We start from the raw sequence: 14,514 nt of genomic DNA on the forward strand, positions 1-14,514 counted from the left end.
TACCGGACGGCTTTTTATTTTAATGAATTGATTGTCAATAATTAAACTTCCATTACCTCCACTAACGGATGAGGTCGAATGTCCCTTTTTTGTCTTGCAGCTCCAATTTTCCATCTGCCTGCCAGAAGCCGAACCGGATGACGTAGACATAGGTGCCGACGGGTTGCGGTTCGCCGTTGTGGGTACCGTCCCAACCTTTGCGGTGGTCTGTGGTCGTGAAGAGCAGATTGCCCATCCGGTTATAGATCTGCATGCTGAACGCCATCACCGCTTTCGATTTGGGGCGGAATACGTCGTTCACCCCGTCTTTGTTGGGGGAAAACGCATTCGGCATCGCCAGCATGGAAGCATAATCGACCATGACGTTTACCGTATCCGCTGCGATGCAATTGGCGCCGGTGAGGGTACGCACGATGTATTGCGTGGCTACCAGCGGCCTGGCGGGCGTTTCCGGGCATACCGGGCAGGCGATGTTGCCCTGCGTCACGGGGCTCCAGATGTAGTCCGCAGCGTTGCCGGCCCTGAGCGTAAACGCATCCCCGATAGAAACGATGGTATCTGGCGTCAGGATCCTCATCCTCCCCAGGTTCAGGTTCGGCACATAAATGCTCGCCGCCTGCTGGCAGCCATTGGCATCCATGAGCTGCGCGCTGTAAATCCCCACGCCCAGGCCTTTCACTTCCGTACCGTTCACCACATTCCCGTTCCAGGTAAGGCTGTAAGGCGCCACACCGCCCTGCGGACTGAAATCCACCCATCCTTTCAACCGGTTACAGGTATCTTGCCAGGCCGTGTAAGGCAACATGAGCGCATCCGGCTGCACAAGCGTAACCTGCTGGCTGTCAATACAATAAGCATTCCTGATGTAAACTTTATATGAACCGGCGCCCAGGTTCTGGAAATCGGGCGAGCTTCCGAAAGCGCCGTTATTCAGCGCGAACTGCAGCGGCGCAGTGCCCTGGCTTACCTGCGCCAGGATGGAGCCGTTGGCCATCCCGAAACAGCTGGGATCGTTGCTGGTGGCGCTGGTGGTAAGCGTCCGCAGCAGGTCTCGGGTCACTGCGAAGTTGTAGAGCCCGGAGCAGCCGTTGTTGTCCGTAACGTTGACTACGTAATTCCCTATCGCGAGGTTCTTGAATTCGGGAATGGCACCGATAGCACCGCCGTTCAGCCGGAACGCATAGGGCGCCGTTCCGCCGGAAACCTGCAGTTGCACTTCGCCTGTTGCGTGGTTGCAATCTACGTCCTGCACTGTGCCGGTCGTCACTACGGCGGAAGTGATGGAAATATCGATGGCGTCGGTGACGGTGCATCCGCCATTGAACACGCTCACGCCGAAAGTGCCGGAGCCGGTTACGGTAATGGCGCGATCGTCTTCCCCGTTCGTCCAGCTATACCTGAAATTCGGCCCGGGCCCTGCGTCGAGGGACACGGGCGAGCCATTGCAGATCACGATATTGTTCTGGCCCAGCTCCACGGTGGGAACGGGCAGTACTACGATATTCTTGCAGAAGCTCCGCTGGTTGAGGGTGCCAATGTCGGTGATCAGGTTGATGGTATAGGTGCCGGGCTGATCGTATGTGATGGAAGGCGGCGTTTGGCCGGCGAAATTGGGGATGGAGGAATTATTGCAACTGCTGACCGTGAGCCGTGTGATCCCGCCCGTTCCCACATCAGGGATGAACGCATGCAGATCGTTCCCGGTACGGAAAATCGTAGAGATAGAGGGTGGGAAGTCCAGCAAACCGCCGGGGTTGCCCAATGAAGTGGCCGTTGGCGTGCCGGTAATCCCGCCAGCGAGGTCTACCCGCACCAACAGGTTGTTCCCGTTGTTGATGACCAGCAGGAACGTTTCCCCGCAATCCTGGAACACGGTTACGTCGCGCGGCTCGCTCAGCAGTCCGCCCATGGTACCGAGGTCGGTCCCGGTAGGCGCATTCGTGACACTGGCCCCGAAATCGTACCGTACCAGGTGGCTGTTCTGGTTTGTGACGAACATATGCCAGTTGGTCCCTTCTTTCACCATTTGCAATCCATAGGGTACGTTCATGAGGCCGCCGATATTGCCGAGGTTCACCATCGCCGGGACCGTCGTAAAATCGGTACCGAAATCGAACCGCGTCAAAGTATGGTTTTGCTGGTTGGTGGCGAAACCGTAATATCTGCCGCCCTCCTGGACGATAAAGAGATCGTAAGGGTAAGCCAGCACATTGCCGACATTGCCCCAGTCTACGCCACCGGTGGGCGTATTGGCCCAGGAAGCGCCAAAATCCAGCCGAACGATCTTCGGAACGGCGAAGGAGTTGCCGCCTACTACGATGAGGTGTTTCCCGGCCGCGTCTTCCACCGCCTGCACGCCTTCGGCATTGTCGGGCATTATGGCGGTGAATTGGGTGAGCATGGTGAATGTCGGCGTATTGAGGAGGCTGTTCCCGAAATCGAGGCGGGTGATGTTGCGATCGAAGTTATTGATCACGAACACGTAAAACCGTCCGTTTTCTTCCGTGATAACGCTATGGACGGGCCCGTTCAGGCTCGCACCGAAGTTTCCGAGGTTGGTGAGCCGGGGTTGGGTGAAGAGGCTGCCGGAACAGAAATTCCAGAACCAGGTGCCCACACCGGCGGATTGGTCCGTGATGTTGACGGGGGTACCGACACAAACCGTGTCCGGCGCCATAAAGCTGGCTGTTTGGGCGTGAACGGAAAGGGACTGACAGAGGACCAAACAAATGAGGTATAGGTATGAGCGCATTACTTTGACGATTCAATATGATTCGGCGCGGGAAAGATATTATTTTTTTCGATATTTTATTCCAGTTTTATTTACTTTCCTTATTTTGCCGGGTGTATCACCTCTTGTCTTGACCTTATCTTACTTTCATACCACATGTTACATTGGGAGAATATCGCCCGTGGTGCACTGGGCATGACGTTTCTTGTGCTCGTATGTTACCTCCTGAGCAACAACCGGCGCGCTGTTAACTGGCGGCTTGTAGGAATGGGGATCTGTGCGCAGGTCATGTTCGCCATGGGCGTGCTGGACACGCGCGTGGGCGGGCAGCCGGTATTCTGGCTGCTCTTTGGCATCCTGATCACCGTTTTCACCGTCCGGCGGGTGCTGCGCAGGGCAAAGGAAGGGTTCGGGCCGATGGGAGACCCTGTTGCCTGGCTGTTATCGCTGGCGGCGCTCGCGGGGTTCTTTTTCGGGATCGTGCGCAGCCCGGATTATCAGTTGCCGGCGGTTGCCTTTGCGGCGGGACTGGTCCCCATCTTCGTCATGGCGAAATTCCTCCCCAAAAGGAACCTCGAACTGCTCAAATGGACCGTGCTGGCCGCCTGCTTCCTCCTCACGATCTCCGTATACCTGCAATGGTGCCCGCCAGACGTGTTCCGCCGCGCCCTCAGCACCGTATCCTCCGCTTTCGTAGACCTGATCAACATCAGCCATAAAGGGACAGACTTCATGTTCGGGAAACTCGCCGACCCCTCGGGCTCCTGGGCCTATATTTTCGCCGTCCAGGTACTGCCCAACATTATTTTCTTCGCGGCGCTGTCGTCTATCCTCTACTACCTCGGCATTCTCCAGAAAATCGTTTTCGTTTTCGCATACCTGCTGAACAAGATGAAGATCTCCGGCGCGGAAAGCCTTTCCACCGCCGCCAATATCTTTCTCGGGCAAACCGAAGCGCCCCTCATGATCCGGCCGTATCTCGACAAAATGACGCGCTCCGAGATCATGCTCATCATGGTCGGCGGATTCGCCAACACCGCCGGCAGCGTCATGGCCGCCTATGTGGGCATGCTCGGCGGAACGGACGAACTGGCCAAGGAATACTTTTCGCTCCACATGCTCAGCCAGAGCATCATGAGCGCCCCCGCCGCCATCGTCTGCGCCAAACTCATGTTCCCCGAAACGCAGGACCATCTCATTCAGAAAGACCTGCAAATCCCCAAAGAAAAACTGGGCGACAACTTCCTCGACGCCATTTCCCTCGGCACCACAGACGGCCTGAAACTCGCCGTGAACGTGGGCGCCATGCTCATCGTGTTCACCGCCATGATGTATGTCGTAAACGCCATGCTGGGCTGGGTCGGCGATCAAACCAACCTGAACGCGTACATCACCAATATGAGCGGCGGGCAGTACACCTCCCTTTCGCTGGACATGATCCTCGGCTACCTCTTCTCCCCCGTTGCCTGGCTCATCGGCGTAGCCTCAACGGATATCCTGGCAGTAGGGCAACTCCTGGGCATCAAAACCGTACTGAACGAATTCCTCGCCTATCAATCGCTGTCGCAAATGAAGGAAGCCAACGTGATCCGCGATCCCAAGTCGCTCCTCATCGCCACTTACGCACTGTGCGGCTTCGCTAATTTCGCGTCTATCGGCATCCAGATCGGCGGCATCAGCCAACTGGCGCCCAACCAGCGCAAAAACCTCACGGAACTGGGGCTGAAGGCCCTCATCGGCGGAACGATCGCCTGCCTGATGTGCGGCTGCATCGCCGGGGCGCTCAGCTAAAAAAAATTCCTTCCGGGCGGTAAAACCTGGCATTCAGCGTCTTTGGCCGGAAAATCCGCCTTTTTGCAGGATAGCCCTCCAAATAACGTTTTCCATGTTTACTTTTACAATCAATCATATCACTATCACCTATAACCAGATCCGATTGCGTATTTTCTTCCTGATCGCCCTTATGGCCACGTCTGCCGCCGCTTTCGCCCAACGGAAATGCGGTACCGACGTCGCGCTCCAGAAAAAACTTCAGTCGCAACCGCTCCTGCAGGATAAACTGCGCGTGATGGAACAACAGCTCCGTCGCCCCAAAACGCAACCCGGCCCTTTCCGGACCTTCAACCGCGTCACGATCCCCGTTGTGGTCCACATCGTGCTGCCGGACCCGGCGCAGGTGACGGACGAACAGATCCTCGATCAGCTGGCATCCCTCAATCTCGACTATATCGCCCAGAACACGGACGTATCGCAGGTCCCCGCCGTATGGCAAGCCCTCACCGGCAACCCGGAAATACAGTTCTGCCTGGCCGCACGCACGCCCGACGGCGACCCGACCAACGGTATCACGCGGACCGTCTCCAACCGCACCTTCCCGATCGACAATGCCGGCGCCGAAGTGAAATATACAGGTACCGGTGGTGTGGCCGCCTGGGATTCAGACCGTTACCTCAACATCTGGGTCTGTGAACTGCGCGACAACTACCTCGGCGTGGCCACCTTCCCGCAGTTATATGTGCCGGAAGAACAGGGCGTGGTGGTGCATTACAGGGCATTCGGCAGCTCCGGTTCTGCCCGCCCGCCGTTCAACCTCGGCCGCACGCTCACACACGAGATCGGGCACTTCTTCAACCTTTACCACATCTGGGGCAATACCGACAGCAATACCTGTACTGACGACGATAACGTGGCCGATACGCCGCCGCAGGGCGAACAGAACTATGATTGCCCGAACGGCGTGCTGACAGACAATTGCAGTCCTGCAGCACCGGGGCTCATGTACATGAATTACATGGATTACGTGAACGATGCCTGCATGCATTTCTTCACTTCGGGGCAGACCGACCGTATGCGGACCGCCCTGGAAACGCAGCGCGCTTCGCTGATGTTCTCCGACGGCTGCCAGCCGGTAGACCAGAAAGCCAACGATGCTTCCGTGAACGCGGTGAAACGGCCCATTGGCTACCTTTGCGAACCCGGCCAAACGCCGCGCGTGGTGCTGAAGAACCGGGGATCGGCGGCTTTGACGAAAGTAACCATTCGCTACACCGTGAATAACGGCGCGCCGGTGGATTTCGGCTGGACGGGCAACCTGGGCTCCCTGGCGCAGGCGGTGGTGGAACTGCCGCCGTTTACCGCCCCGATCGGCGCGGCCACGCTGCAGGCCTATACCGTGAACCCCAACGGGGTGGCCGACGAGCAGCCGGAGAACGATTCTGCTTCCGTAAACATGACGTTTGCGACGCCGTCGGCTTTCCCGCTGGCGGAAGGGTTCGAGAACGCGGGATTCCCTCCTGCCGGATTTACCGTCCTTAACCCGGACCGTGGCCCTACCTGGCAGCGGACCGATTACGGCAGCAACAGCACACATTCCGCCGTGATGCGCAACTTCTTTTACAGTACCAACCATGCGATAGACGACCTGCTGGGCCCCGGTATGACCACTACCGGCAGCGATTCCGTCCGCCTCGTTTTCGATATCGCGGCGGCCACCACAACGCCCATCGGTACGGCCGGAACGATGTGGGATACGCTGGAGGTGATGGTCACCTTCGATTGCGGGCAAACGTTCATCCCCACGGGTTACAAGAAATGGGGGACTTCGCTGGTGACGCGCCGCATACCGACGGATACGGAATTCTACCCGACGGCCAGCGAATGGAGGCGCGATACGGTGGAGTTGACGCATATCCTCAAGGGACGGGCCTTCCGTGTCGTGTTCCGCAATACCTGCAACTGGGAGAACAATGTGTATCTCGATAATATCCAGCTGGAAAGCCGGCCTGTGCACCCGGAGCTGCGGGAAAAAGGGCTGCTTATCTGGCCGAATGCTTTCCGCGACCGGTTTTTCGTGGAGTTTTTACAGTGGCCGGAAGACCTGAAAGGCGTGGCCGTTTACGATGCGCTGGGGCGTGAAGTGTACCGCCGGGAATCGCTGCAGCGGAGCGGGAACAGGCTGACAATTGATTTGGTAAATGCCCCAAATGGTGTTTACTTTGTAAAGTTATTCTATAGCCAATCGGTAAGGACTTATAAAATAGTGAAAGCAAAATGACGACGAACTCAGGACCGAAACCGGCGCTTGCCGCCCTCCTTGCAGCTACTACGCTCGACAGCCAGCTGAAGACGATCGCAGACAAGGTATTGGCGCAGGAACGGATTTCGCAGGAAGACGGCATCGTGCTGTTTGAAAAGGGAGATGTAGGATTGCTCGGCGCCCTGGCCAATCACGTTCGCGAAAGGATGCACGGGAACAAGACGTATTTCAACCGCAACTTTCACATCGAACCGACCAACGTTTGCGTTTTTACCTGCAGATTCTGCTCCTATTCCAAATTATACAAAAACCGTGAAGAAGGCTGGGAACTGAGCGTTGATGAAATGCTCGACATCGTGAAGAAGTACGATGGCCAGCCCGTGACCGAAGTCCACATCGTGGGCGGTGTTCACCCCAAGATGCAGATGGAGTTCTTCATGGACCTCATGCGCAAGATCAAAGCCCACCGGCCAGACCTTCACATCAAAGGCTTCACCGCCGTGGAGCTGGATTACATGTTCCGCAAGGCGAAAGTGAGCATCGAAGAAGGGATGCGCCTCATGCACGAAGCCGGCCTGCAAAGCTTGCCCGGCGGCGGCGCAGAAATTTTCCACCCCGACATCCGCGCGCAGATCTGCCACGATAAAGTGGACGGAGACGGTTGGCTCGCCATCCACCGCGCCGCCCACAACACCGGCATGGTCACCAACGCCACCATGCTGTATGGCCACGTGGAGCAATACTGGCACCGGGTAGACCATATGGAGCAACTCCGCCGGCTGCAGGACGAAACCCATGGTTTCAACACCTTCATCCCCCTCAAGTTCCGCAACAAAGACAACGAGATGGCGAACGTTCCGGAATCCTCCATCGTGGAAGACCTGAAAATGTACGCCGTTGCCCGCCTTTATATGGACAACTTCCCCCACCTGAAAGCGTACTGGCCCATGCTCGGCCGCAGCACGGCGCAACTGACGCTTTCCTTCGGCGTGAACGACCTCGACGGCACCATCGACGATACCACCAAAATCTACTCCATGGCAGGCGCCGAAGAGCAGAAACCGTCTATGAGCACCGCCGAACTGGCCATATTGATCCGCCAGGCCGGGAGGTCGCCCATCGAAAGGGACACGGTCTACAACGAAATCCGCGATTTTTCCAATGTGGAGTTCACGGACGATGAATTCAAAAACTGACAGAACTGTTAATATTTCCAAAAGAGGAAAGGCATCGCTTTTCCTCTTTTGCTTTTTTACTACCTTCAAGCCTCTAAAAATCCGCAAAATGAAGCAACTCAACCTGGTACTGGCCCTCACGGGCGCTTTGTACCTGGCCGCCTGCCAGCCGAAAGACGGGCAACAGGGCGATAACGCCTCCGCTACTACAGACACGACCACCTCCCCCGCCACCACTACGCCGGCGGTAGACGATGGCCCGGTGTTCACCAAGGAAGGCGAACTGTCTTTCATCAGCAAAGCAAAAGGCGATACGATCAAAACCATCGATATCGAACTGGCGCAGACAGACGAAGAGCGCGCGCTCGGCCTCATGAACCGCAAAACCATGCAAGACACGCAAGGCATGTTGTTCATTTTCGAAGCCGCGGCCGAACAATCGTTCTGGATGAAGAACACCTACATTTCGCTGGATATCATGTACGTAGATGCCAATAAGGAGATCGTTTCCATCCGCAAATACACCACCCCGCTCAGCGAAGACGGCGTTCCGTCCCTCAAACCGGCGCAATATGTGGTGGAAACCAATGCCGGGTTCTCCGACAAATATCATGTGCAGGTGGGCGACAAGATCGAGTTCACCAAACTGAAATAAACTTATACAAGCCCTCGCTTGTAAGCTTCCTTGATCAGTCCTGCGGCGTTCTTTACCTGCAATTTCTGTATGATGTTGAAACGGTGGGTATCAACGGTCCGCAGGCTGACAAACAGCTTGTCTGCGATTTCGCGGCTGCTGAATTCCCGCGCGATCAGTTCCAGTATCTCCGTTTCGCGCCGGGTCAGCACATCCTTCTTCCGCAATCGCTTTTTGTGCTGGAACAAATCTTCCAGCAACATCGCCTTTACCTTGGTATCGATATACTGTTTCCCTTCGTAAACCGCTTCCAGCGCGGCCAGCAACCCTTCTTCGTCCATACTCTTCAATAAGTAACCGGCCGCTCCGGCCCGCATGACCTGCTTTACCTCCACGGTTTCCTGGGTGGCAGACATGCCCACGATGCGGCATTCCGGGAAATCCCTCCGCAGCATTTTGCACAATCCTGCCACGTTCTGCTCGGGCATGTGGAGATCGAGCAGGAGAATGTCAACCGGCACACGGCTCAGTTCGGCGCCCAGGTCGCGCCAGTCCGTCAGCGAGAAAACCGTCTCGATATGCGGATATGGAGCAAGCATGGCCGCGATCCCTTTGCCGATCACGGGGTGGGCATCGGCAATTCCCAACCTGATCTTCATACTATATGGCATTTTGAGGTTAAAGGACGAAATTACTCATCAGGCGTTGGAAATGCATGGTTTAGCAGGGTACGTATCACATGCTTATGTGGTAGTAGTGGTACTTAGGCAGTGCTGCCCGGAAAATTACGCGCTGCTGCGTAGGCCGCGGCACCGGCTGCGGGATAATTTTGCGGTAAACCTCTCTCATGAAGCGACCCAACACTGCTCTCATCACCGGCGCCAACGCCGGCATCGGCCTCGCGCTGTCTGCCAGGCTCCTCGGCCAGGGATACCGCGTGATCGGCACTTCGCGCTCCGGGTATATCGACGCGCTGAGCCATCCGCAATTCTTCTGCCTCCAGCTCGACGTGCGCGACCCCGCCAGCATCGAAGCCTGCCGGCAATCCCTCACCGGCATGTCTGTCTCCATCGATCTGCTCATCAACAACGCAGGCGTGGCCGACGATGTATTCCAGACCGTTCCGGAAAGAACTTCCTTTGAAAACACCTTCTCCACCAACGTCACCGGGCTCGTATTCTTTACCGAGGCCGTGATCGGGCTGGTGCCTCCCGGCGGACAGGTCATCAACATTTCGACAGACATGTCGCTGCTCACGGAAATCGCCATGAACGGCCCGGCTTACCGGATGTCGAAAGGCGCGGTGAATATTTACACGAAAATGCTTGCGCAGCGGTTAACGGAAAAGAAGATAACGGTGACGGCGGTGCACCCGGGCTGGGTGCGCACCAAACTGGGCGGCGATCAGGCGCCGTTGCTGCCGGAAGCCTCCGCAGCAGGGATCCTCGACATTATTTTCGCGCAGAAAAATAGCGGCGAATTCCGGAATGTGGCTACCGGAAAGCATTTCGCGCTGTAGAAAAATTACTTCAGCTCTTCCATCGTAAACGATTTCTGGCGGCCTCTGTACTTTTTGCGGACGGCCTGCACATCGCTTTCCGAGACCTTTTCGGCCTTATTGCTCCATGCGTTGCGGAGGAAGCTCATCAGCTGCGCGATGTCTGCGTCGGAGAACTCGTCGTTGCTGGCGATGCCCGGCATGTCGCCGTTGATCTCGGGGGATTTGTACACTTTGCCATTGACCTGCACGGGCCCGGTGAGGCCATAGAGCACGATGGCGATGAGGCGTTCCTTTTTCCCGGTCACGATCTCGGAGTGGTTGAGCGGCGGCGCGAGGGATTGAATGCCTTCACCGTCTGCGCCATGGCAGGTTTGGCAAATGGTTTTGAAGAGCAGGTTGCCGCGGGGGAACTCGCGGACGAGGGCTTCGTCCAGCCGGGCTTTGCGGTGATTGGAAATATCGACCAGCACCTTTTCCAGCCGGCGGCGGATGACGAGGTTAGTATCGGCGTTCCAGGTTTTGATGGCAGCCAGCAGTTCAGCTTCTTTGTCCTTCGCATTGCTGATAACCGCGTCCGCGATAACCTTATCATTGGGATAGCGTTGCCAGATGCTTGCCAGGAGGGCTTTTGCGGCCGCCGGGTCCACCTTCGCCACGAACGGGAGTATGTATGCGGCAACCGGCGCGGTTACTTTCGCGGTAGCGGCCTCCGTCATTTTCGGAAGGAGTTGCTGCATATTGGATTTGTTCAGCACGGATGGCAAAACCGACAGCCCCTGGCGGCAAAGTGCCGCTTTCGTGGTATCGAGCAACGGCAATATGTCTGCAGCCGTAAGCGCGTGGAGGCCTTCCAACGCCCAGAGCGCGTGCTGTTGGCTGTAATTATTATTGCCAGCCCGTAATATTTCACGCAATTGCGGAACAAGTTCATTCCGCTGTCCGTCCACGATCAATTGCTGCGCTTTGTCGCGCACCCAGCCGTTTTCATGTTGCAGTGCATTCACCCAATCTGCGGGCGTATCGCCGATTTTGAAAGTTTGCGGCTTCGAGTTTTTGGGAAAGATGCGGTAAATACGGCCACAATTCAGCGGATCGGTGAGCCCGCGCATGCCGATCTCGTTTTTCAGATATGGCGTGAGGTAAGTTTTATGCTGGATGATGCCGCGATACATGTCTAACACGTACAGCGCGCCATCGGGACCGAGGTAGAGGTTCACGGGGCGAAACCGCTCGTCTGTGCTGGCGAGGAATTCGCGGCCGGCGTAGGCCTGTTTTCCTTTGACGAAATAGCCGCTATCGCTGAGGATGTTACGTTTGATGAGGTTCGCGGAAGGTTCGGCCACGAAGGGATTATTCAGAAATGCGGCGCCGAAAAGCGGATCGCGGTAGATCACGGGGCCGCAGGCGGCGGTGAAATTGACGAGGCGGAGGCTATCGTCCAGCACACCTTTCATATATCCGCGGTTGACGCCGGGCGTGGGGCGGATGGGCCAGGTGCGGTTATCGGGGACGATGTTTTCGTTGAACCCTTCCACGCGGCGCTGGTTAGGATTATTGCTGCCGAGGCCGGGAGAGAAATAATCGCCCAGGAGGTTTTCGGAGTTATTATTGTAAAAAAGGCGGCCTTCATCGTCTTGCGTGATGCCCCACTGCCCGCGGAAATGGGTCTCCTCTTTGCGCCATTTCCCGTTTTCGAGGCGATAGCGTTTGGAGGATTTGGCGGAATAGATCCAGTTGTCCATAGCCCGGAGGAGGCCATTGGGCTGGTGTTCCACGTTGCCGCCTTCGGTATACAGGGAATCGACGAGGGTTTTGCGGCCGGGTTTGTCGTGGTTGATTTCGATGTACCAGAGCCGTGGGGGCTCTGCCACCAGCAGGCCGTTGCCCACGATGGCGAGGGCGCGCGGGAGGATGAGGGAGTCGAGGAACACGGTGCGGGTATCAGCCCGGCCATCGCCGTTGGTATCTTCGAGGATAACGATCTTTCCGTTGGGAACGTCTTCGCCGGTGCCGGCGGTATCGGGCATATAGCCGGTCATCTCCGCGACCCACATACGGCCGTTGCGGTCGAACGTCATGGCCACGGGCACTACGACCTGTGGCTCGGCGGCGACGGACTGGATCGTGAAGCCTTCTTCGAGCCGGAAGGAACGGAGGGCATCTTCAGGAGAAAGCACGGGGCTTTCCGCGAAATCCCTGCGCATGGCGAGCGAATCTGCCTTGGCGCCTTTGCCTGCGGGCTGGCAGGCGGCAAGTGCCCACAGCACGAGCAATCCCCCGAGATAAGTCAGTTTCCTGGTGCTAAAGCCTCCCTTCATGCTTTGAAATCGATTGTATTAAGTCGAAAATATACAAATCCTGCCCGGAAGTCAAAAATTTGCGGGGGCTAAAATAAGATTTGGAAGGGCAAAAACGATGTAAATCTTGATCAGTGGTAGGTGGTTAAACCGAACTTCCAGAAATATAAGTTATCCGGTCGTCGATATCCGGAATGAGGCCGCGGAATATGTCTTTCAGGCGTTCGAAGCCTTCTTTACTGCCGGCGGCATAAACGTTTAGTATGTCCAACGGTGTTTCTCCGGCATCATTTAAACGGGAAAGTTCAGCCCCGTTTCCCAGCAAAAGCCCGATCATTTTCATGGTTTCAGGATCAGGGGTATCCAGATTTTCCTGCATCATGCCATCTATCGCGACGTCCATTAAAATATGCAGCGGCGTTTGCCCGTCTTCGAAAGCTGTATTTACATCTCCACCGGCTTTGATAACGGATTCCAGCATATCCGGGTCATCACCTAATAAAGCAATGAGCAACGCCTCAGCTTCATAATATGCCGCGCTTTCTTCCCCGGGACCAGATGTTACGTTCATACAAGTAATTTTACTTTACGGCCAAAGTACAAATTCAAGCGGATCAAAAAAACTTCCGCCTGAAAACGTTCCTGATCTGCGAATACCCGTTCATCAAGCTTCCCACCACGAAATTCTCTTTCAGGTTGTTGCGCACGGTACTTCGCATGATCCGCACCACCACATCTTTCTCCACCTCCCCTTTCTCCTTCACCTTCGCCAGCAGATTGACCGCGATCAGCCCCAGCAGCGCGCCGAACAGGAAAAGGAAGTTCCAGTCCTGCAGTTCGATGATGTGCAGGGATTTCGTCCACCGGGGCCCTCCCCACTCCGCGTCCACTTTCAGGTGGCGGCCCGTGAAGTAGTCGGCCAGGATACCGCCGGCCAGCGGCGCCAGCGCGGAAAAAATAGCGGTAATGATGTTCTTGGCGGAGAGATAAATGATCGCATCGGCCGTGGGCGCCAGTTTCAGGCCGATGTTGGTGAGGCTTAGATTGATCCCCGCGTTCGAGAAACCCATCAAAATATGAATAAGCGAAAGCAATACGAGGTTCGGCCAGAGGTACGACCAAAGCCCCACGAAACACCAGGCCAGCAAACAGATGATATACAGCGGCGCCCCGATGGCAATGATGGTCTTATTACTATACCGGTCCGCGAACTGGCCCCAGATGCGGATCGTAAGGATGCTGCTCACCTGGCTGAGGATCGTTAATCCGATGATGTACGACAATGGCAGGTTCATGCTTTTCATCATGAACACGTTGAAGAACGGCGATGCGATGTTCACGGCAAACACCCAGGCCGAATTGAACACGAGCAGCCGGCGGAAATTCGGGTCGCGCAGCGGCCGGCGGAGCATGACGAACACGTTTTCCCGCGGCAGGATCTTCTTCGGTTCCGGCGTTCCCGCCAGCATCGACGACCCGATGATCCCGGACGTTCCCGCCAGCACGAACATCAGGCCATAACTCTGCATTTCAAATGCAGGAAAATTATCCTTCACATAATCGAGCCCCAGCGCCAGCAGCAGGCTCAGCACCACGTTCAGCGATTGCATGAAGGCGCTCCTTCGCCCGAAAAAAGCACCCAGGCGGTTTTCGGGTATCAGGTCTTTCATCCAGGAATTCCAGCTGGCGCCGGCGATGGCGCCAGACAAATAGTAAAAGAAAAGTACGGGAATGAGCAGTTCCAAAGACAGTACACCGGGGAAAATGAGCGGTACCAGGCCGATGAGCACCAGCGGCAAACGCGCCAGCAACGAACAAATTACCGTAATGGCCCGCCGGTTGTTGAACTGCCGCACCAGCCAGATCGAAATAAGCTGGAACATGTTCACCATGGTCGGCAACGCCGCGATAAGACCCAGCTGTAGGTTGTTTGCCCCCAGCAGGATGGCCATCGCCACGATGAAAGCGCCCCCGGTAAGCGTGGTCATCGCTTCCGAGAACAATCCGTCCCAAACTACCTTCCGCAGTCCTTTTTCCACTTCCTGTTCCGTCAATACGTCTTTCGGCTGTAAGTTCATGTGCCCGGTTTGGGGTTGGTGCGCAATCTTTGTGCCGGATAAAGCCGCTTAACCGGTTGATA

General features: G+C 56.3%; 9 protein-coding genes and 2 pseudogenes. 5 read left to right on the forward strand and 6 right to left on the reverse strand.

Annotation, left to right across the window (positions count from 1 at the left end):
- Nucleotides 1-61: 61 nt before the first annotated feature.
- Nucleotides 62-2,677, reverse strand: coding sequence for a gliding motility-associated C-terminal domain-containing protein (locus ACQKLP_RS16325; RefSeq protein ID WP_427323847.1), 2,616 nt, complete (start codon nucleotides 2,675-2,677; stop codon nucleotides 62-64).
- Nucleotides 2,678-2,887: 210 nt separating this feature from the next.
- Between ACQKLP_RS16325 and ACQKLP_RS16330 the strand changes: the two genes are divergently transcribed.
- The 4 genes from ACQKLP_RS16330 (at nucleotide 2,888) to ACQKLP_RS16345 (ending at nucleotide 8,597) form a co-directional block, all read left to right on the forward strand.
- Nucleotides 2,888-4,522: a NupC/NupG family nucleoside CNT transporter gene (locus ACQKLP_RS16330; protein WP_427323848.1), complete on the forward strand. Its 1,635-nt coding sequence runs from the start codon at nucleotides 2,888-2,890 to the stop codon at nucleotides 4,520-4,522.
- Nucleotides 4,523-4,616: 94 nt separating this feature from the next.
- Nucleotides 4,617-6,785, forward strand: a complete 2,169-nt coding sequence (locus ACQKLP_RS16335; protein WP_427323850.1) for a M43 family zinc metalloprotease — start codon at nucleotides 4,617-4,619, stop codon at nucleotides 6,783-6,785.
- The gene (gene mqnE, locus ACQKLP_RS16340) at nucleotides 6,782-7,963 is read left to right on the forward strand and encodes an aminofutalosine synthase MqnE (protein ID WP_427323851.1); all 1,182 of its coding nucleotides are present in this window, start codon (nucleotides 6,782-6,784) and stop codon (nucleotides 7,961-7,963) included. The genes ACQKLP_RS16335 and mqnE overlap by 4 nt, the downstream gene beginning before the upstream one ends.
- Nucleotides 7,964-8,051: 88 nt before the next feature.
- A complete protein-coding gene (locus ACQKLP_RS16345) occupies nucleotides 8,052-8,597 on the forward strand; it encodes a DUF192 domain-containing protein (RefSeq protein ID WP_427323852.1) in 546 nt (181 codons plus the stop codon).
- 2 nt (nucleotides 8,598-8,599) lie between these two features.
- On the opposite strand, the gene ACQKLP_RS16350 is transcribed toward ACQKLP_RS16345, so the two are convergent.
- On the reverse strand, nucleotides 8,600-9,235 hold the full coding sequence (locus tag ACQKLP_RS16350; RefSeq protein WP_427323853.1) for a LuxR C-terminal-related transcriptional regulator: 636 nt from the start codon (nucleotides 9,233-9,235) through the stop codon (nucleotides 8,600-8,602).
- A 188-nt stretch (nucleotides 9,236-9,423) separates the two neighbouring features.
- Between ACQKLP_RS16350 and ACQKLP_RS16355 the strand changes: the two genes are divergently transcribed.
- Nucleotides 9,424-10,095 (forward strand): SDR family NAD(P)-dependent oxidoreductase, encoded by a 672-nt coding sequence (locus ACQKLP_RS16355; protein WP_427323854.1) that lies wholly within the window; start codon nucleotides 9,424-9,426, stop codon nucleotides 10,093-10,095.
- 77 nt (nucleotides 10,096-10,172) lie between these two features.
- On the opposite strand, the pseudogene ACQKLP_RS16360 reads toward ACQKLP_RS16355, so the two are convergent.
- The 4 genes and pseudogenes from ACQKLP_RS16360 to ACQKLP_RS16375 all read right to left on the reverse strand — a co-directional run.
- Nucleotides 10,173-10,814: pseudogene (locus ACQKLP_RS16360) on the reverse strand (c-type cytochrome); the annotation flags it as partial.
- Nucleotides 10,815-11,141: 327 nt separating this feature from the next.
- Nucleotides 11,142-12,395 (reverse strand): annotated as a pseudogene (locus ACQKLP_RS16365) (DUF7133 domain-containing protein); the annotation flags it as partial.
- A 124-nt stretch (nucleotides 12,396-12,519) separates the two neighbouring features.
- Nucleotides 12,520-12,945, reverse strand: a complete 426-nt coding sequence (locus ACQKLP_RS16370) for a hypothetical protein (protein WP_427323856.1) — start codon at nucleotides 12,943-12,945, stop codon at nucleotides 12,520-12,522.
- Nucleotides 12,946-12,988: 43 nt separating this feature from the next.
- Nucleotides 12,989-14,452, reverse strand: a complete 1,464-nt coding sequence (locus ACQKLP_RS16375) for an MFS transporter (RefSeq protein ID WP_427323857.1) — start codon at nucleotides 14,450-14,452, stop codon at nucleotides 12,989-12,991.
- Between the last annotated feature and the right edge of the window lie 62 nt (nucleotides 14,453-14,514).

The organism is Chitinophaga sp. NPDC101104 (assembly GCF_050277495.1).
Lineage (GTDB): Bacteria > Bacteroidota > Bacteroidia > Chitinophagales > Chitinophagaceae > Chitinophaga.

Excerpts from the sequence above, each read along its gene's own strand:
- ACQKLP_RS16325 (WP_427323847.1), bottom strand. The coding sequence starts at position 2,677 with ATGGCGCCGGACACGGTTTGTGTCGGTACCCCCGTCAACATCACGGAC.
- ACQKLP_RS16330 (WP_427323848.1), top strand. The coding sequence starts at position 2,888 with ATGTTACATTGGGAGAATATCGCCCGTGGTGCACTGGGCATGACGTTT.
- ACQKLP_RS16335 (WP_427323850.1), top strand. The coding sequence starts at position 4,617 with ATGTTTACTTTTACAATCAATCATATCACTATCACCTATAACCAGATC.
- mqnE (WP_427323851.1), top strand. The coding sequence starts at position 6,782 with ATGACGACGAACTCAGGACCGAAACCGGCGCTTGCCGCCCTCCTTGCA.
- ACQKLP_RS16345 (WP_427323852.1), top strand. The coding sequence starts at position 8,052 with ATGAAGCAACTCAACCTGGTACTGGCCCTCACGGGCGCTTTGTACCTG.
- ACQKLP_RS16350 (WP_427323853.1), bottom strand. The coding sequence starts at position 9,235 with ATGAAGATCAGGTTGGGAATTGCCGATGCCCACCCCGTGATCGGCAAA.
- ACQKLP_RS16355 (WP_427323854.1), top strand. The coding sequence starts at position 9,424 with ATGAAGCGACCCAACACTGCTCTCATCACCGGCGCCAACGCCGGCATC.
- ACQKLP_RS16370 (WP_427323856.1), bottom strand. The coding sequence starts at position 12,945 with ATGAACGTAACATCTGGTCCCGGGGAAGAAAGCGCGGCATATTATGAA.
- ACQKLP_RS16375 (WP_427323857.1), bottom strand. The coding sequence starts at position 14,452 with ATGAACTTACAGCCGAAAGACGTATTGACGGAACAGGAAGTGGAAAAA.